Source organism: Polaromonas sp. P1_H6 (genome assembly GCF_056405195.1).
In genome coordinates, this window is sequence record NZ_JBFUCN010000029.1 from 13,435 (window position 1) to 31,341 (window position 17,907).

Consider the following 17,907-nt stretch of genomic DNA (forward strand, 5'->3'; position numbering starts at 1 on the left):
GAAGTAACCGAGGTCTTCATTCTAACGGCTGCGTGAAGGCGGGTTATTCAGGGAATTAGCGGCAGAACCATGCGGTAACACCGTGTAAAAGGCACGGGCGCGGGTATCTGCGCAAAGCGGCCGCCGTGCACGTCCATCACGCGGCTGACGATTTTGTGGCCCAGGCCCAGCCTTTCGGTGGAGGGCGCCGCGGCGCCCGGACGGGACTGGCCGTCATCGCAGACTTGCAGCCACACCCCGTCGGTGTCGTGGCCCCACTGGACACAGACGGCGCTACCCCGGGCCGTGTGCTGCAGCGCGTTGTCGACAAGATTGCGCAGGGCCAGCTCCAGCAGCAGCGGATGGGCCAGCACCGCGAGCCCGTCCTCGCCCTGCACGCTGAGCGTGTGCCCGCTTTCCCAGGAGGCCTGCGCGTAGCCGGCGACTACCTGCCCGGCCAGGGCACCCAGGTCCAGGCGCCGCATTTGCTGCTGCAGGTCGCCGCGGCTGGCCCGCGCCAGCGAAAGCAGCTGGGCGATGACGTGCCCGGCGCGCATCGCGTCGGCGCCTATCTGCGCCAGTGCCTGCTCGCGCGCGGGCGGCGAGAGTTCTCCGCGCAGCGAGGCCGCCTGCAGGGCAATGGACGACAGCGGGGTACGCAGTTCATGCGCCACCTCGCTGGCCAGCTCGCGCTCACGCTCCAGCGAGGCCTGCTGCTGGCCCACCAGCGTGTTGATGGAGCGCACCACCGAGTTGAACTCGCGATAGGGATGGCGCGCCTGCAAGCGCTCGGCCTTGTCCACTTCCAGCTCGGCCACGTCGCGCGACAACGCCTGCAGGGGTCGCAGGCCGCGCCAGATGGCCACGCCCAGCGCGAGCGCCACCACCGGCAGCAGCCACAGACCCGGCTCGGCCAGCTGGCCGGCGACGTCGGCGGCCATTTCATCGCGCTCGTCGGAGCGCACCAGCACCATAACCTGCCGCGCGCGCGAGGCGTCCCACTGCGAAAAACTGCGCCAGGTGGCCGGCGGCGTACCCAATTCCAGGTCGGCGAAACCGGGCCGCTCGCTGAAGGGCGGCAGGGGCGCATCGCCCGAGCGGGCCAGTAGCCGGCCGCCGGCGTCGCGCACCAGCACGCTGAGCGAAGGCTGGTAGTCGTGGCTCTTGAGGGTGGGAAGGACGGGGCGGGGGGTTTCCCGCGCGGCATCCACGAAAGGCGGCAGATCCAGGTTGAGCATCAAGGCCGCTGTTCCGGCCAGGTGCCCATCGGTCAGCTCGCCCGCCTCATGGACGCCTGTCCGGTAGCCCACCGCCACGAAGCCGGCCCACACCAGCAGCAACGCCGCCAGCACCCATAGCAGGAGGCGGCGTGTGAGGGAAGCCTGCGGAAGGACAGCCGGCTTCACGCGTCGTCCTCCCGCGGAATGAAATAACCGACGCCGCGCATGGTCTGGATCAAGCCCTCGCCCAGCTTGCGCCGCAGGTGGTGCACATGCACCTCGACCGCGTTGCTGCCGACGGCGTCCTGCCAGTTGTAAAGGCGCGCTTCGAGCTGCTGGCGCGACAGCACCCGGCCGCGCGACTCCAGCAGCAGGAGCAGCAGGGCGAACTCGCGCGGCGCCAGCTCAACGGCCGCACCCGCGCGCAGCACGGTGCGGGCCGCCGGGTCTATCACCAGTTCGCCGTGGACCAGCAGCGGATGGGCACGGCCCGCCGCGCGCCGCAGCAGCGCGCGCATGCGTGCCTCGAGCTCGTCGAGGTCAAAGGGTTTGACCAGGTAGTCGTCGGCGCCCAGGTTGAGGCCGGAAATCCGGTCGGCGACCTGGTCGCGCGCGGTCATGATGAGCACCGGCGTCAGCGGGTCGGGTAACGCCCCGGGCGCGCCCGCGCGGACATGCCGAAGCTGCAGCAACAGCTCGCCGCCGTCGCCATCCGCCAGGCCCAGGTCCAACAGGACCAGGTCAAAGTGCTCGCCGGAAAGAGCCGTCCACGCCGAGGCCATGCTGGCGCAGACATCGACCGCATAGCCCCGTTGCTGCAGATTGGTCCGCAGGCCCAGGGCGATGCCGGCATCGTCTTCCACCACCAGGATTCGCATCGCGCCATTGTCGGCGCTTCGGCCGGCGGCGGGGGCTTTCGCGGCCCGCCGCAAGGCCTTAAGGATGAGTTAAGACGCTCCCACTATCTTGCGGCATCCCCTGCCCACATGCTTGCGCGAAATTCCCATGACCGCTTCCCGATCCTTTCACGATGGCGCCCCTGTTTTGCCCCATGTTTTCCTGGGAACGCTGCTGAGCCTCGCGGTGTTACTCGCCTGGGACCATTCGGGCCTGGACCTGTGGATGGCGCGCTGGTTCGGGTCCCAGGCAGGCTTTGCCTATGAAAATCACTGGTTCTGGCGCGGCACGCTACACGACGATATCCGCTGGCTACCCTGGCTGGTGGAACTGGGGCTGCTGGCAGCAGTCGCGCGGCCTTTCGGTGCCCTGCGGCGACTGGCCGTGGAGCGGCGCGTGCAGCTGGCGCTGACCACACTGGTGTCGCTGCTGGTGGTCTCCACCCTCAAGCTGCACAGCCTCACCAGTTGCCCCTGGGAGCTGCATGAGTTCGGCGGCACGGTGGCCTATGTATCGCACTGGGCCTGGGGCGTGCGCGACGGCGGCAGTGGCGGCTGCTTTCCGGCCGGCCACGCTTCGGCGGGCTTTGCTTTTATCGGTGGATTTTTTGCGTCCCGCCACACCCTGCCCCGGACGGCGCAACGCTGGCTGGCCGGTGCATTGCTGGCAGGTCTGGTGCTGGGCCTGGCCCAGCAGGTGCGCGGCGCCCATTACATGAGCCACACGCTCTGGACCGCCTGGCTGTGCTGGACCTCGGCTGCGCTGGTCGACAGCGTCGTCAGTCAAATGATTTCGCAAAGGCCATCGCCGGCTCGGGCTCGGGTGCCCGCCCTCGCGGCGCCGGGACCATAGGCCCAGGCGGAAAGGTTCAGGCTACCCTACAGATCTTCAGCATGTTCGTGCCGCCCGGCGCGCCCATGGGCTCGCCGCAGGTAATGGCGTACACATCGCCGCTTTGCACGATATTGCGGCGCAAGAGGTGGCCTTCAGCCTGTTCAAGCGCGGTGTCCCGGTCAGCGCTGGTGTCCATCAGCAGGGGGCGCACATTGCGGTATATGGCCATCTTGCGCTGCGTCGCCAGGCGCGGCGTGAGCGCGTAAATCGGGACGCGGATGTCGTGGCGGCTCATCCACAAGGGCGTGGAGCCGCTGTCGGTCAGCGCGACGATGGCCTTGGCGCCCAGGTGGTGCGCCGTGAACAGCGCGCCCATGGCGATGGACTGGTCGATGCGGCTGAAGGTCTTGCCGGAAAAATCGCCCTCCAGCTCCTTGTATTCGGCCTTCTCGGCTTCCTCGCAGATCTTGGCCATTTCCTCGACCGTCTCCAGCGGGTATTTGCCGGCGGCGGTTTCGGCGCTGAGCATCACCGCGTCGGTGCCGTCCAGCACCGCGTTGGCGACGTCGCTGACCTCGGCGCGCGTGGGCACCGGGTTGACGATCATGGACTCCATCATCTGCGTGGCGGTGATGACGACCTTGTCGCCGGCGCGCGCCATCTTGATCATGCGTTTTTGCAGCGCCGGCACGGCGGCATTGCCGACTTCCACGGCCAGGTCGCCGCGGGCCACCATGATGCCGTCACTGACGCGCAGGATTTCCTCGAGCTTGGGAATGGCTTCGGCGCGCTCGATCTTGGCGATCAGGCCGGGCTTGTGTTTGTAGGGCGCGGCGGCCACGTTGCAGAGCTGGCGCGCCATCTCCATGTCGGTGGCGTTCTTGGGAAAGCTCACCGCGACATAGTCGGCCTGGAAACTCATGGCCGTCTTGATGTCTTCCATGTCCTTGGCCGTGAGCGCCGGGGCGGTCAGGCCGCCACCCTGCTTGTTGATGCCCTTGTTGTTGGACAGCTCGCCGCCCAGCTTGACGGTGGTGTGCACTTCTTCGCCGCGCACCACGTCGACGGTGAGCACGATCAGGCCGTCGTTGAGCAGCAGCACGTCGCCGGCTTTGACGTCGCGCGGCAGTTCCTTGTAGTCCAGGCCGACGCCCCTGAGGTCACCAGGCTCGGTGCGGGAGGCATCAAGGATGAATTTCTCGCCGGGCTCGAGCTGGACCTTGCCTTCGGCGAACTTGCCGACGCGGATCTTGGGGCCCTGCAGGTCGGCCATGATGGCGACTTCACGACCGGCGCGCTGGGCGGCTTCGCGAACCAGCTTGGCCCGGTCCACATGGTCTTGTGCGGTGCCGTGGCTGAAATTGAGGCGCACCACGTTGACGCCGGCGCGGATCATCTTCTCCAGCAGTGCGGGGTCGCTGGAGGCGGGTCCGAGGGTGGCAACGATCTTGGTGGCGCGACGCGGCATAGGAAATGTCTCCATGTAATTTAGTTTCCGATTTTCACACGGAAACAGTTACGGAGGCGTTACCAATTTGGCCGCCGGGGCCATTACAGCCCCTTGTCGCAGACGGCGAAAGCGCTCAGCCTGCGGCGCGTTTCTGCAAAATCTCAAAGGCCGGCAGCGTCTTGCCTTCCAGCACTTCGAGGAAAGCGCCGCCGCCGGTGGAGATGTAGCCCACCTGCTTTTCGATGCCGTACTTGGCGATCGCGGCCAGCGTGTCGCCGCCGCCGGCGATGGAGAACGCGCTGCTATCAGCGATGGCGCGCGCAATGCCTTCGGTGCCTTTGGCGAAGGCGTCGAACTCGAAGACACCGACAGGGCCGTTCCAGACAATGGTGCCGGCAGCCATCAACTGCGCCGCGAGCCGGGCTGTGGTTTGCGGGCCGATGTCGAGGATCAGGTCGTCGTCGTCCACCTCGGTCGCGGCTTTGACAGTGGCCGGTGCGTCGGCGGCAAAGGCCTTGGCGGTGACCACGTCGGTCGGGATGGGCACTTCGGCGCCACGCGCCTTCATGGCCTCGATCACGGCTTTGGCCTCGGCCAACAGGTCGGCTTCGGCCAGGCTTTTGCCGATGTTCAGGCCGGCGGCCAGCATGAAGGTGTTGGCGATGCCGCCGCCCACGATGAGCTGGTCGACATTGGCGGCCAGCGATTTGAGGATGGTGAGCTTGGTCGACACCTTGCTGCCGGCGACGATGGCCACCAGCGGCCGGCGCGGGCTGGACAGCGCCTTGGAGATCGCGTCCATTTCAGCCGCCAGCAGCGGGCCGGCACTGGCCACAGGCGCGTACTGCGCGATGCCGTAGGTGGAGGCTTCGGCGCGGTGGGCGGTGCCGAAGGCATCGTGCACAAAAATATCGCAGAGCGCGGCCATCTTGCGCGCCAGCTCTTCACTGTTCTTCTTCTCGCCCTTGTTGAGGCGGCAGTTCTCGAGCAGCACCAGCTGGCCGGGTTTGACGTCCACGCCGTCGACCCAGTTGGAGGCCAGCGGCACTTCGCGTTTCATGAGTTCGCCCAGTCGCTTGCCCACGGGGGCCAGCGAGTCGGCCGGCTTGAATTCGCCTTCCACGGGCCGCCCGAGATGGGAGGTCACCATGACGGCGGCGCCGGCGTCCAGCGCCATCTGGATGCAGGGAATGGAGGCGCGCACGCGCGTGTCCTCGGTGATGTTGCCGGCGTCGTCCTGCGGCACATTGAGGTCGGCACGGATGAACACGCGCTTGCCGGCAACTTTGCCGCTGGCGCACAGGTCGGAAAAACGGATGAAATTCATGGAAACGGCTCGCAAGGGAAGTGGATTTTCAGGCCGGCGCCGGCCTGAGCTGCCGCAATTGTAGGCGGGCGTTTTCCCCGTAAACCCGGCCGCGAGGCGCCTTTGCGTTTGCTTACCTACCAGCCGAGGGCTATGTGCAGCGGCAGGTAGACCGCCATGCCGGCCAGGATGGTGCCCAGCACGCCGTGGCGCCAGTAGTACCAGGCCGTGCCCGCAATGACGGCAAAAAGGCGCGCGTCCTTCCAGGTGGCGATCAGATGGCCCTGGGTCATCACCATTTCCGGCACGATGACCGCGGCCAGCGCGGCGATGGGCGCGTAATGCAGGCCGCGCTGGGCCCAGGCCGGCAAGGTCCAGGGTTTGTCCGAGAGAAAAAAGAAGCAGCGCGTGAGGACGGTGATCGCCGTCATGCCGAGGATGGTGGCCACGGTCCAGAGGTCGGTCTGGTTCATGCGGCGTCTCCTGTTCCGGGCGTGGGCGCGGGCGCGGCGGGCTTGGCCGGCACTGGTTTTTCCAGCAAGAGGCAGACGGCCACCGCTGCGGCGATGCCCACCAGGATGTTGAGCTTGAGCGGCAGGGCAAAGGTGGCCACGGCAGCCGCGCCGGCGATGCCGGCCGACACCACGCGCAACCGGGTGGTGGCCAGCGAGCACATGATGCCCAGCAGCGCGAGGATGCCGGCGAAGCCCAGCCCCCAGGACAGCGGGATGGAATTGGCCAGCGCGATGCCGAGCAGGCTGGCGCCGACCCAGCTGACCCAGCTGACCCCGCAGCTGCCGGCCCAGTAGGCCTCTTGCCCGCGGATGACCAGCGGGTCGGTGGAAGGGTGCGGAAAGCGCTTGGTGAACAGCACGTAATTGAGGTCCGCCATGCCGTAGCCGTAAATCAGGCGCCGCCACAGGCTCTGGTGCATCACATAGGGACGCAGATGGGCGCTGAAGACCATGAAACGCAGGTTGACGCAAAACGAGGTCGCCAGGATCACCCACATGGGGGCGCCTGCCACGATGAGCGGAAGGGCCGCCAGCTGCGAGCTGCCGGCAAACACCAGGATGGCCATCAGCAACACCTCGATCAGGCTCATGCCCGACTTGGCCATGGCCACGCCCGTCATCAGGCCCCAGGCGGCAATGCCGGGCGCCACCGCCGCGAGTTCGCTGGCCCCTACCCGGAACTCCGGATGCTTGAACAATGTTTTCACAAAACCCTCATTCCTGTTGACCTGCCGGCGCCTGGCTGAACACCATGCCGGGCCGGATGTCGAAACCGCGCAAAAAATCGGCCGCATCCAGCGCCTTGCCGCCGGCTTTCTGCAGCCGGCTCACGCGTAGTACGCCGTCCACGGCGGCGATGTCTATGCCCTCTGCAGTGGCGGCCAGCACCTGGCCGGCCTCCGCACCGGCGGGCCGGGCCGCGCCTGCGAGGATTTCGGCGCGCCAGAACTTGAGGGTCTGGCCCGCCAGCACGCCGGCCGCGCCCGGAAAGGGATTGAAGGCGCGGATGCGGCGCTCCAGCACGGCGACGCTTTGCATCCAGTCGATCATGGCCTCGTGTTTTTCAATCTTGTGGGCGTAGCTCACGCCCTCCGAAGGCTGGGGCGTGGCCGTGAGACCGCCGCAGGCCGCGAGTTCCAGCGCCTCGACGATGAGCCGCCCGCCCAGGCCGGCCAGCCCGTCGTGCAGGGAGGCCGTGGTGTCTTGCGCGGCGATGGGCAATCGGTCCACCAGCAGCATGTCACCGGTGTCCAGCCCGGCATCCATTTGCATGATGGTGATGCCGGTTTGCGCATCGCCGGCCTCGATGGCGCGGTGGATGGGCGCCGCGCCGCGCCAGCGCGGCAGCAAGGACGCATGGATATTGAGGCAGCCCAGCCTGGGCGTGTCCAGTACCCATTGCGGAAGGATCAGGCCGTAGGCCGCGACCACCATGAGGTCCGCACGCGCGGCGGTGATGGCCTCACGGGCGCTGGCCGCGTCATCGGGGAATTTGCCGTCCAGGCGCAGGCTGCGGGGCTGGGCGACCGTGATATGGGCGGTTTCAGCCCATTGCTTGACGGGGGAGGCCTGCAATTTCATGCCGCGGCCGGCGGGGCGGTCGGGCTGGGTCAGGACCAGGGGAATCTCAAAACCGGCGGCGTGCAATCTTTCGACAGCGACTCGGGCGAACTCAGGGGTACCGGCAAAAATGACGCGCATGGCGCCTGATTCTAAAGAGTCCTAGGGAAATCCCGGACTGCGGGCGGCAAAGCCCGCGTGCCGGCAAACGGCCGGCGAACGCTCAGTGGGCGGCCTCGCGGTCTTCGTCCTTCTTCTGCTTGATCATTTTGGTCTTGATGCGGTTGCGCTTCAAAGGAGAGAGGTATTCGACAAACACCTTGCCCAGCAGGTGGTCCATCTCATGCTGGATACAGACCGCCAGCATGCCCTCGGCTTCGTACACCTGGGACTTGCCGTCCAGGTCCAGGGCCTGGACTTTGATCGCCGTGGAGCGCTCCACCCCATCATAAATACCGGGCACCGACAGGCAACCTTCGTCGCCGACACGCGTTTCCTCGCTGGCCCAGACGATTTCGGGGTTGATGAGCACCATCGGCTGGTTGCGGTCTTCGCTCACATCGATGACGATCAGGCGCTCGTGAACGTCCACCTGGGTGGCGGCCAGGCCTATGCCCGCCGCCTCGTACATGGTTTCAAACATGTCGTCGGCCAGTTTGCGCAGGCGGGCGTCCACGGCCGCCACGGGTTTGGCCACCGTGTGCAGGCGGGGATCGGGGTAACGAAGAATGGTCAGCTGGCTCATGGGGGAAGGCAAGGGAAAAGGAGGGGCGAAGGGGAGATGTCGCTATTTTCGCCACTTTTCTCGGTTTTTCAGCATCCTGATATTCCCAGAATCGTGTATTCGTTGCTTAATCAAGGGCTTAGGTACAAAATCGTTAGTAATTTATCAAGATATGACACGCTCTTTTCCGCCCGCATCCGTTGCGGATCGTGCCGTGCCAGTCCTCAAAAAGCGCCGAAGGCCTACAAAGATGCAAACAATTTTTGGTCGTTTCAGTCAAATTTCAATAGCCGCCACCGCCCTTCTGGGCATTGCCGGCGGCCTGCATGCCCAGAATTTCCCCATCACACCGGGCCAAAAAGCAACAGCCACCCAGGTCGCCCAGGCGGGCGTCCCGCTCAGCGAACTGGCGCCGAACGCCCCGGACGAGTACACCGTCAAGCGCGGCGACACACTGTGGGCCATCTCCGGCTTGTTCCTCAAAAGCCCCTGGCGCTGGCCGGAACTGTGGGGCATGAACCTGCAGGACATCCGCAACCCCCACCGCATTTACCCCGGGCAGCACCTTTACCTGGACAAGACCGGCGGCCGTGCCACCTTGCGCACACGCCAGGCCTCAAGCGACGGCCCGCCGACGGACACGGTGCGCGTGTCGCCCCGCACCCGCTACGAATCCCTGGCCGACAACTCGATCCCCACGCTAGAGAACAATGTCATAGAACCCTTCCTCTCAGAAGCCGTCCTGGTTGACGATGCGACCTTTTCAAGGGCTCCCCGTATCGTCGCCGCCCAGGAGGGGCGTGTGCTCCTGAGCCGTGGCGACCGCGCCTATGCGCGCGGCGAGTACGTGGGCGGCGTCGCCACCGGCACTCCCCTGAGCGACGCAAAAGGCCAGCCTCTGGATTACCGCGTCTACCGCAATGCCACGGCCCTGAAAGACCCGACCACCCAGCAGATCCTGGGCTACGAGGCGCAATACATCGGCAAGGCCGAACTCATGCGCGGCGAATCCGTCACCCAAATTCCAGGCAAGGACGGCAAGCCCCAGCCGGAAATCGTGCCCGCCACCATCGACATCGTGTCCACCAAGGAAGAAATGCGCGTCGGCGACCGCCTGCTCCCCGACCCTCCTCGGGAATTGGTCAGCTACGTGCCGCATGCGCCCGCCACCCCGATCACGGGCCAGATCGTCTCCATTTACGGCAGCGCTGTGGCAAACGCGGCTGAAAACCAGGTCGTGGTGATCAACCGGGGCGCCTCGGACGGGCTTGAACGCGGCCATGTCATGGCCATCCTCAAGGACGGCGAGCGCCTGGCCGACAAGACCGACAGCGCGCGGCCGCAGATCAAGCTGCCCAACGAGCGCAACGGCTTGCTGATGGTGTTCCGCACGTTTGACAAGCTCTCCTACGCGTTGATCCTGCAGATCACCGACGGCGTCAAAGTCGGCGACCGCTTCGCCAACCCGAATTAAGCGCGCCGCCTGTGCCCGGGCGCGCCACGGCGCGGCCCGCGGACGCAGTGCTCGCTCGCCCGCCAACCGCCGGCCCTCTCCCAAAGCCAGACCGACGTGGACACGCAAGAGCTCCAGGCCTGGCTGCGATTGACCCTTTCCCCCGGCGTGGGAAACGACACCGCGCGCAAACTGCTGGCGGCTTTTGGGTCGGCCCAGGCCATCTTCAACCAGAGCGCGGCCGCCCTCACGCAACTCGGCACGGCCAAGTTGGCCAAAGCCATTCTGGCGGAACCGCCGGCTTTGGCCGCCCAGTTGCAGGTCACCCTCGAATGGCTGCAGGCCGGCGAGGACAGGCAGGTCGTCACGCTGGGCAACGCCGCCTACCCCACAGCCCTGCTCGACATCGAGGACCCGCCCCTGATGCTCTACATGCTGGGCACGCTGGCCGGGCGGCCAACGGCGGCGCCGCTCATCGCCATCGTCGGCAGCCGCAACCCGACACCGCAGGGGGAGGCCAATGCCCGGCAGTTCGCCAAGGCCTTCGGCGCCGCCGGGCTCTGCGTGGTCTCGGGACTGGCCCTCGGCATTGACGGCGCGGCGCATGACGGCGCCCTGCTGGGCGGCGGCGAAACGATTGCCGTGGTGGGCACCGGGCTGGACAGGGTCTATCCCAAGAAGCACCTCGCGCTGGCACACCGGATCGTGCAGCAGGGCATGATCGTCAGCGAATTTCCCCTCGGCACGCCCCCGCTGGCGGCGAATTTCCCGCGGCGCAACCGCATCATCTCGGGCCTGTCCCGCGGCACCCTGGTGGTGGAAGCGGCACTGCAATCGGGCTCGCTGATCACAGCGCGGCTGGCGGCGGAGCAGGGCAAGGAAGTCTTTGCCATTCCCGGCTCCATCCACTCGCCCCAGTCCCGCGGCTGCCACGCGCTGATCAAGCAGGGCGCCAAGCTCGTGGAAGTGGCGCAGGACGTGCTGGAAGAGCTGAACCTTTCTAGCGCCCCCCGCGCGACCGGCACTGATGAGACGGCGACCGGCCCGGACGCCGGCGACCCGCTGATCGCGGCCCTGGGCTTTGACCCCGTCAGCCTGGACGCCCTGCAGGCGCGCACCGGGCTGGACACCGCGCGGCTGCAGGCCAGCTTGCTGGAACTCGAACTGTGCGGGCAGGTGGTGCGCCTGCCGGGCGGGCTGTTCCAGCGCCTCGCAGCCGGTTGACGAAGCGAATTCCGATGCGCCTCAAGCGCCCGGCCGGAGGATTGACACGGCCGGCTGCATCTGCGTTATATTGGGTGCATGTTTGAAGTACTGGTGTACGTCTACGAGAATTACTGGCAAGGTGACGCTTGCCCCGAACTCCACCGACTGAGCCGCAAACTCACCGCGGCGGGCTTCGATGCCGAGGAAATCCAGGCAGCCCTTGTCTGGCTCGACGGCCTGAACACCGCGGCCCAGGGCACGCAAATCAGCCTGCCGGCCAAAACCCCTCAGGATAGCGGTGACTCCTCCGCAACAGCCTCCGCCATCCAGCCGCAATCCGCCGGCAGCCTGCGTGTGTACTCCGTCGCCGAGCAGGTGCACCTGGGCGCGCAGAGCCTGGGTTTTGTGAGCTTTCTCGAATCTTCCGGCGTGTTGCCGCCGCACATGCGCGAGATCGTCATCGACCGCGCCATGGCGGCGCCGGGCGACCCGGTGACGCTGGACGACCTGAAAATCATCGTCCTCATGGTGTACTGGAGTTTCGGCGAAGAGCCCGATGCGCTGGTGCTCGACGAGCTGTGCGACGACTCGGAATTCCGCCTGGCCCACTGAGCGCTGAACGCCAGGCGCCGGCGACTATCCCGCGCGCCAGGAGAGCCCCTTCCAATGCGTAATTTAGAGGCCTAGCCCAGCAGGCGCTCGGGATTGGCGTCGAGCTTGGCCAGCGCGTCGCGCGTGGCGCGCACCGTCAGCGCCTCTTCTTCGGTCGGCACCAGCAAGCCCGCCTGCAGGTAAGCGGCCAGGCGGCGCGCCTGGATCAGGAAATTGCGGCCGTCAGCGGAAGCAAACAGGTGCAGCTGCTTGCGATCGCTGCACCAGGCGAACTGCACATGGCTGACTTTTCCGTTGTGGTCCAGGCTGAACCATGAGCCCAGCTGCAGCTCCTTGGCCCAGGCGCGCATGGCCTCGGTGGGATGGCTGCCGCCGTCGGCGATCACCTCGATGTCGGTGGCGTCTATGCCTATCATGGTCACCAGGCTGTCGGTGTCCAGCGGCAAATCCCCCACATCCTCGTCGGACAGGTAATCCTCGAGGTTGGTCAGGCGCTTGGCCATGGCCTCCACCTTCTCCACGGGAATCGCGTCGGTCTTGGACATGAAGGCGTCGGCCAGCGTGTCGCTGATGATTTTCAGGTGCCCGTCCTGGTCGGCCACGCCCAGCCCCAGCATGGACATGCCCAAGCGCAACAGCTGCAGCAACTTGGGCAGGTCGGCGATGACGCGGGCGCGGTCGTTGCGGTTGGGCTTGGCGCTGGCCGCCCACACCAGGTCGGCGGCGGCCCGCTTGAGCGTGAGGGTCTCCTCATGCTGCGGGCCGTTCTTCATGGCGGCGATCGCCAGCACTTCGGCCCAGACCTTGAACAGGAACTCGCGGATTTCATCGCGGACCGGCATGTCATTGAGCATGTTGCGCATCTCAATGGTGTACTGGATGGTCATGGTCTCTTTTTGCTCGACCTGCTGGGCCACGCTCACCACGCGCGCTGCGCTGCCGTGCTCCGACAGAAACCTGGACAGGAATTTGTCGAATTCATCGTAAACGAGCTGGAACACCCGGCGCCCGGTTTCGGGGTATTGCTCGATCACCTGCACGACGCGCTTGATCTCGGCTTCCAGCACGCCGCCCGCCACCGTGACATCGAAGCCAAGCACGCAGGAACCCATGCGGTCTATCAGGCGGCGCGCGGGATGCTGCAGGGACTCGAAGAACTCGGGCTCGGAGATCGCCACACGCAGCACCGGCATCTGCAGGCGCGCGAACCAGACACGGATCACGGCGGGAATACGGTCTTCCGCCAGGATGCTCTGGAACATCAAGGCCACGATTTCGATCGTCGCTTTTTCGGAGGAGGTGGAAGCGGCCTCCTTGAGCTTGGTGGTGCGCTCACGCAGAACGCCCGCGGCATGGTCCACCTGCGCCTGGCCGTAGACCTGGCCTTGCGCATCCGCGAGCAGGGTGCGTTCCGCGCCGGTTTCTTCCGCGCGCTCCACGCTGGCCATGGCCTGCGCCAGCGGCGGCGATGCCTGGCTGGGGCGCGTGTCGTCGAAGCCCGCCGCCTGGTTCGACAGCAGGCGCTTGAGTTGCCCCATCACGCCTTGGGCGCGCATGCGTGCCCTGGCCAGGGGTGTGGTAGCGGTCTGCATGCGGGTTTCTTCGTGCACCCCCTGGCCGGGACCGGTGTTCGCTTCAGGGCCTTTTGCCGCATTGGACTTGCCGGCATTCTCAGCGCCGCTGCCCGCATTGCCGGGACGGCCCGCGGCGCCAGGAGCGGCCGCGCCACCGCCCGAAAAACGGCCCGCCGCCTGCCCACCAGAAACGCCGCCGCCGGCCGCGCCGCTTGCGCCTCGCGCGCCACCGCCCGCCACACCGTTGCCGGTCCCGCCGTAGGGAGAGCCGGCGCCGCTCCTGGATGATGAAGGTGAAGATGAAGTTGCGCCGGAACCGCCTCCTCGGGCACCGCCCGCGGAAGCCGGGCCCCGGCCGCCGGGGGACGACGGATTGCCACCGGAGTCACCATAGGAAGATGAGGCATTGTTCCCGCCAGCGCCGTCGTAAGCCGCAACACCGCCTGAAGCACCTCCGCCCCCCATGCCGGACCCCGCCCGGTGGTCACCGCCCTGTGGGGCTTTGTCTCTCTGCGCTTCAGCTGCCGTTTTGGCGGCGGCGCCAGCGCCGGCACCGGCGGCCGAAGGCGTGCGCTTGACCAGCGGCCTCAGGTCGATTTCGGCCATGACGCCGTGTTGCACCAGGAATTCGTTGGTGGCGTGGTAGGTCTCCAGCAGGTGCTCGCCCATGTCCTTCTGGATGGAACTCTGGACCGCAACCAAGACTTCGCGAGGCAGGGAAGCAATGCTCCATTGCTCGACCAGATGCTGGGCGAGCACTTCGGGACGCAGGATGTCCTGCTTGTGAAGCTCGGAAATCCCCTCCAGGTTCTGGATGCGCAAGCGAAGGTCGTTGAGTTCCCAGCTGGTGAAATCGAGCAGGCGCAGGGCCAGGCGTGAGGCGAGGATTTTGTCCTCCATCACGTCGTTACCCATCAGTTCGAATTTACCGCTGTCCAGAAAACGGGCGGGCGAGTTGGCGGCGGGAACGGCCTGCGCGTTGGCCCAGGCCGCGGCGGTACCGCGAACCCAGGCATCGCCGCTTTTCTGGAAAGCCAGCCAGCCGTCGCGCCTTTCCTGCATGTCGCGGGCGCTGCCCGGCTGGTCGACCAGCGCGGACAGTTTGTCCTTGATGGTTTTGGCGAGTGCGGGCAATATCCGTGCGGCACGCTCCGTAAACAGCGCGCGAGCCTGCTCGACCAGAAGACTGTTATTTTTGTTGCTTGGAGCCACGACCGCCCTGGATGATTAGCCTATAGCTTACACCGTGGCCCCTGCGTTGGGGTCATTGGGATCTTCGCCTTTTTTGGCCGGTGCCTTGACCAGGTCTTCCCGCTTGATGCCCAGCCACATCGCAATCGCGGCCGCCACAAAAACCGATGAATAAATGCCGAACAGGATGCCGATGGTCAGGGCCAGGGCAAAGTAAAAAAGTGTAGGACCGCCGAATAACAACATGGACAGGACCATGATCTGGGTCGAGCCGTGGGTGATGATGGTCCGGCTGATGGTGGAGGTGATCGCGTTGTCGATGATCTCCACGGTGTTCATCTTGCGGTAGCGGCGGAAGTTCTCGCGGATCCGGTCGAAGATCACCACCGATTCATTCACGGAATAACCGAGCACCGCCAGCACCGCCGCCAGCACGGCCAGCGAAAACTCCCACTGGAAGAACGCGAAGAAGCCCAGGATGATGACGACGTCGTGCAAATTGGCGATGATGGCCGCCACCGCGTACTTCCATTCAAAGCGGAAGGCCAGGTAAACCATGATGCCGAAGACCACCATGGCGAGCGCTTTCAGCCCGTCATGGGCCAGCTCCTCACCGACCTGCGGGCCCACAAATTCCGTGCGGCGCAGCGTCACGTCGGGGCTGGCCGCCTTCAGGGCTCCCAGCACCTTGTCGCTTTGCTGGGCGGTGCTCACGCCCTTCTGGGCGGGCAGGCGGATCATCACGTCGCGCGAGGTGCCGAAATTCTGCACCTGCACGTCGGTGAATCCCAGGCCGGCCACGGTGTCGCGGATCTTTCCGACGTCGGCGGCCTGGGTGTAGTTCACCTCCATCAGGGTACCGCCGGTGAACTCCACCGACAGGTGCAGGCCGCGCGTGATCAGGAAGAAGACGGCCAGCGCAAAAGTCGCAAAACTGATGATGTTAAAAATCAGGGCATGCCGCATGAACGGAATGTCGCGCCGGATTTTGAAGAATTCCATCTGGGGTCCTTGGGAAACTCAGGAAAAAAGGCCGGGATTACTTGGTCGCCACGGCGCCGGACGCGGCGGGCCGCCACACGGTGCCGATGGAAACCGACTTGAGCTTTTTCTGGCGGCCATACCAGAGGTTGACCAGGCCACGCGAGAAAAACACCGCCGAGAACATGCTGGTCAAAATACCGATGCAGTGCACCACCGCGAAGCCGCGGACCGGGCCGGAACCAAAGGCCAGCAAGGCCAGGCCGGCGATCAGCGTCGAGATGTTGGAGTCCAGGATGGTGGCCCAGGCCCGTTCATAGCCCGCGTGGATGGCCGCCTGCGGCGATGCCCCGCTGCGCAGCTCTTCACGCACGCGCTCGTTGATCAGCACGTTGGAGTCGATGGCCATGCCCAGCGCCAGCGCCATGGCCGCCATGCCGGGCAGGGTCAGGGTCGCCTGCAACATGGACAGCACCGCCACCAGCAACAGCAGGTTGACGGCCAGTGCCAGGCCGGAGAACAGGCCGAAGAGCATGTAATACGCCGCCATGAAGGCCACGATCACGACAAACCCCCAGGACACGCTGTGAAAGCCCTTGGAGATGTTGTCGGCGCCCAGGGTCGGGCCTATGGTGCGCTCCTCGATGATTTCCATGGGCGCGGCCAGCGAGCCGGCGCGCAGCAGCAGCGCCAGGTCGTTGGCTTCGGTGACGCTCATGGAGCCGGAAATCTGGAAGCGGTTGCCGAGCTCACCCTGGATGACGGGCGCCGTCAGGACCTCGCCCTTGCCTTTTTCGAACAGCACGATGGCCATGCGCTTCTTGAGGTTTTCGCGGCTGGTGTCGCGCATGATGCGCCCGCCCTTGGCATCGACCGTGAGGTCCACCTTGGGCTGCTGGTTCTGCGAGTCGAAGCCGGGCTGGGCATCCGTCAGGCTCTCGCCGGTCAGGATCACCTGCTTCTTGACGATCACCGCCTGGCCGTTGCGTTCGAAGAAGCGCTCGTCGCCGAAAGGGACCGCGCCGGTATTGCCCGCGGCGGCCCGAGCCTCGGCGCTGTCGTCCACCAGGCGCATTTCCAGCGTGGCGGTGCGGCCCAGGATGTCCTTGGCCTTGGCCGTGTCCTGCACGCCGGGCAGTTGCACCACGATGCGGTCTATGCCCTGCTGCTGGATCACCGGCTCGGCCACGCCCAGCTCGTTGATGCGGTTGTGCAGGGTCACGATGTTCTGTTTGAGCGCCTGGTCCTGGATACGGCGCGCGGCTTCAGGCTTGATGCTGGCCGTCAGCTTGTATTCGGTGCCGTCCGGCGCATCGACGGTCTGCAGGTCGGCGAACTGGTCCTGGATCAGCCCTTTGGCGGAGGCCAGGGTGGCGGAGTCGCGCACCTTGATTTCAATGGCCTGCCCATTGCGGCTGATGCCGCCGTGCCGGATGTTCTTCTCGCGCAACGACAGGCGGATGTCGCCGGCCAGGGATTCGGCACGCTTGGTCAGCGCCGCCTGCATGTCCACCTGCAGCATGAAATGGACGCCGCCGCGCAAGTCCAGCCCGAGGTACATCGGGAAGGCATGCAGCGAAGTCAGCCAGGCGGGCGAACGCGACAGCAGATTGAGCGCGACCACATAGGATTGATCGTTCGCATCGGGCGCCAGGGCTTTCTGGATGGCATCCTTGGCCTTGAGCTGCGTGTCGGTGTCGCCGAAGCGCGCCTTGATGGAATTACCTTCGAGCGTGATGGCGTCGGCCGCGATGCCGGCGTCCTTGAGGGACTGCTCGACCTTGGCGAGGGTCGTGCTGTCGACTTTGACGATGGATTTGCTGCTGGACACCTGGACCGCAGGCGCTTCACCGAAGAAATTGGGCAGTGTGTACAGAGCCGCGATCAGCAGCGCGACCACGATGATGGCGTACTTCCAGGCCGGATAACGATTCATGGGAGGGCTGTTCCTGGTGGACAAATGAACAAAAGGGGCGCCCGCATCAAGCAGCAGCCCCGATATACCGCAAGCCCCTGTGGATCCTCACAAGGGGCCTGATGCCTTACTTGGCCGTGCCGATCGCGCCCTTGGGCAGGACCTGGATGATGGCGCTGCGCTGCATCTGCACCTCAACGCCGGGGGCCAGCTCAAGGGTCAGGTAAACGTCACCCAGCTTGCTCACCTTGCCGAGCAGGCCGCCGGCCGTCGCGACTTCATCGCCCTTGGCCAGCGCGTCGATCATGGCGCGATGCTCCTTCTGCTTTTTCATCTGCGGGCGGATCATGACGAAATACAGCACCACAAACATCAGCACCAGGGGCAGCATGCCCTGAAGCGAGGACAGCGACATCATGTCGCCACCGGCGGCTGCGGCTGGAGCGGTTTGGGCAAAGGCGGAAGAAATGAACACGGCTAACTCCACAAC

At 65.8% G+C, this 17,907-nt stretch carries 16 protein-coding genes; 4 read left to right on the forward strand and 12 right to left on the reverse strand.

From position 1 onward, the window contains the following. Window positions 1-47: 47 nt before the first annotated feature. Window positions 48-1,385 (reverse strand): histidine kinase dimerization/phospho-acceptor domain-containing protein, encoded by a 1,338-nt coding sequence (locus AC1D1F_RS20770; protein ID WP_477677237.1) that lies wholly within the window; start codon window positions 1,383-1,385, stop codon window positions 48-50. Further along, on the reverse strand, window positions 1,382-2,077 hold the full coding sequence (locus AC1D1F_RS20775; RefSeq protein ID WP_477677236.1) for a response regulator: 696 nt from the start codon (window positions 2,075-2,077) through the stop codon (window positions 1,382-1,384). Before AC1D1F_RS20775 ends, AC1D1F_RS20770 begins: the two co-directional genes overlap by 4 nt. Before the next feature lie 127 nt (window positions 2,078-2,204). Here AC1D1F_RS20775 and AC1D1F_RS20780 point away from each other — a divergent pair, with 127 nt between their 5' ends. Further along, window positions 2,205-2,948 carry a phosphatase PAP2 family protein gene (locus tag AC1D1F_RS20780; protein ID WP_477677235.1) on the forward strand — a complete coding sequence of 248 codons (744 nt, stop codon included), beginning with the start codon at window positions 2,205-2,207 and terminating at the stop codon, window positions 2,946-2,948. Window positions 2,949-2,964: 16 nt separating this feature from the next. On the opposite strand, the gene pyk is transcribed toward AC1D1F_RS20780, so the two are convergent. The 6 genes from pyk to def form a co-directional block, all read right to left on the reverse strand. Beyond that, a complete protein-coding gene (gene pyk / locus AC1D1F_RS20785; protein WP_477677234.1) occupies window positions 2,965-4,398 on the reverse strand; it encodes a pyruvate kinase in 1,434 nt (477 codons plus the stop codon). 115 nt (window positions 4,399-4,513) lie between these two features. Beyond that, window positions 4,514-5,707 (reverse strand): phosphoglycerate kinase, encoded by a 1,194-nt coding sequence (locus AC1D1F_RS20790; protein WP_477677233.1) that lies wholly within the window; start codon window positions 5,705-5,707, stop codon window positions 4,514-4,516. Window positions 5,708-5,823: 116 nt separating this feature from the next. Next, window positions 5,824-6,159, reverse strand: a complete 336-nt coding sequence (locus tag AC1D1F_RS20795; protein WP_477696596.1) for an AzlD domain-containing protein — start codon at window positions 6,157-6,159, stop codon at window positions 5,824-5,826. After that, the gene (locus AC1D1F_RS20800; protein WP_477696597.1) at window positions 6,156-6,908 is read right to left on the reverse strand and encodes an AzlC family ABC transporter permease; all 753 of its coding nucleotides are present in this window, start codon (window positions 6,906-6,908) and stop codon (window positions 6,156-6,158) included. The genes AC1D1F_RS20795 and AC1D1F_RS20800 overlap by 4 nt, the downstream gene beginning before the upstream one ends. Before the next feature lie 7 nt (window positions 6,909-6,915). Beyond that, a complete protein-coding gene (gene fmt / locus AC1D1F_RS20805; RefSeq protein ID WP_477677230.1) occupies window positions 6,916-7,902 on the reverse strand; it encodes a methionyl-tRNA formyltransferase in 987 nt (328 codons plus the stop codon). An 82-nt stretch (window positions 7,903-7,984) separates the two neighbouring features. Further along, complete coding sequence (gene def / locus AC1D1F_RS20810; RefSeq protein WP_477683203.1) at window positions 7,985-8,506, reverse strand: peptide deformylase; 522 nt, start codon at window positions 8,504-8,506, stop codon at window positions 7,985-7,987. A 229-nt stretch (window positions 8,507-8,735) separates the two neighbouring features. On the opposite strand from def, the gene AC1D1F_RS20815 reads away from it, so the two are divergent. From AC1D1F_RS20815 to AC1D1F_RS20825, 3 genes are all read left to right on the forward strand, one after another. After that, the gene (locus AC1D1F_RS20815) at window positions 8,736-9,959 is read left to right on the forward strand and encodes a LysM peptidoglycan-binding domain-containing protein (protein ID WP_477678761.1); all 1,224 of its coding nucleotides are present in this window, start codon (window positions 8,736-8,738) and stop codon (window positions 9,957-9,959) included. Between the two features lie 96 nt (window positions 9,960-10,055). After that, window positions 10,056-11,162 (forward strand): DNA-processing protein DprA, encoded by a 1,107-nt coding sequence (gene dprA / locus AC1D1F_RS20820; protein ID WP_477678760.1) that lies wholly within the window; start codon window positions 10,056-10,058, stop codon window positions 11,160-11,162. A 78-nt stretch (window positions 11,163-11,240) separates the two neighbouring features. Further along, on the forward strand, window positions 11,241-11,756 hold the full coding sequence (locus AC1D1F_RS20825; RefSeq protein WP_477696598.1) for a Smg family protein: 516 nt from the start codon (window positions 11,241-11,243) through the stop codon (window positions 11,754-11,756). A 71-nt stretch (window positions 11,757-11,827) separates the two neighbouring features. Here AC1D1F_RS20825 and AC1D1F_RS20830 read toward each other — a convergent pair whose 3' ends face one another. From AC1D1F_RS20830 to yajC, 4 genes are all read right to left on the reverse strand, one after another. Further along, on the reverse strand, window positions 11,828-14,542 hold the full coding sequence (locus AC1D1F_RS20830) for a DUF1631 family protein (protein WP_477696599.1): 2,715 nt from the start codon (window positions 14,540-14,542) through the stop codon (window positions 11,828-11,830). A 27-nt stretch (window positions 14,543-14,569) separates the two neighbouring features. Then, complete coding sequence (gene secF, locus AC1D1F_RS20835) at window positions 14,570-15,523, reverse strand: protein translocase subunit SecF (protein WP_477679018.1); 954 nt, start codon at window positions 15,521-15,523, stop codon at window positions 14,570-14,572. A 37-nt stretch (window positions 15,524-15,560) separates the two neighbouring features. Continuing rightward, on the reverse strand, window positions 15,561-17,438 hold the full coding sequence (secD, locus tag AC1D1F_RS20840; RefSeq protein WP_477696600.1) for a protein translocase subunit SecD: 1,878 nt from the start codon (window positions 17,436-17,438) through the stop codon (window positions 15,561-15,563). A gap of 106 nt (window positions 17,439-17,544) precedes the next feature. After that, window positions 17,545-17,892 (reverse strand): preprotein translocase subunit YajC, encoded by a 348-nt coding sequence (yajC, locus tag AC1D1F_RS20845; RefSeq protein ID WP_477655865.1) that lies wholly within the window; start codon window positions 17,890-17,892, stop codon window positions 17,545-17,547. Window positions 17,893-17,907: the final 15 nt, after the last annotated feature.

Coding starts and splice junctions, on each gene's coding strand:
- AC1D1F_RS20795 (WP_477696596.1), bottom strand. CDS start 6,159: ATGAACCAGACCGACCTCTGGACCGTGGCCACCATCCTCGGCATGACG.
- AC1D1F_RS20775 (WP_477677236.1), bottom strand. CDS start 2,077: ATGCGAATCCTGGTGGTGGAAGACGATGCCGGCATCGCCCTGGGCCTG.
- AC1D1F_RS20825 (WP_477696598.1), top strand. CDS start 11,241: ATGTTTGAAGTACTGGTGTACGTCTACGAGAATTACTGGCAAGGTGAC.
- fmt (WP_477677230.1), bottom strand. CDS start 7,902: ATGCGCGTCATTTTTGCCGGTACCCCTGAGTTCGCCCGAGTCGCTGTC.
- secD (WP_477696600.1), bottom strand. CDS start 17,438: ATGAATCGTTATCCGGCCTGGAAGTACGCCATCATCGTGGTCGCGCTG.
- AC1D1F_RS20780 (WP_477677235.1), top strand. CDS start 2,205: ATGACCGCTTCCCGATCCTTTCACGATGGCGCCCCTGTTTTGCCCCAT.
- AC1D1F_RS20790 (WP_477677233.1), bottom strand. CDS start 5,707: ATGAATTTCATCCGTTTTTCCGACCTGTGCGCCAGCGGCAAAGTTGCC.
- def (WP_477683203.1), bottom strand. CDS start 8,506: ATGAGCCAGCTGACCATTCTTCGTTACCCCGATCCCCGCCTGCACACG.
- secF (WP_477679018.1), bottom strand. CDS start 15,523: ATGGAATTCTTCAAAATCCGGCGCGACATTCCGTTCATGCGGCATGCC.
- pyk (WP_477677234.1), bottom strand. CDS start 4,398: ATGCCGCGTCGCGCCACCAAGATCGTTGCCACCCTCGGACCCGCCTCC.
- AC1D1F_RS20815 (WP_477678761.1), top strand. CDS start 8,736: ATGCAAACAATTTTTGGTCGTTTCAGTCAAATTTCAATAGCCGCCACC.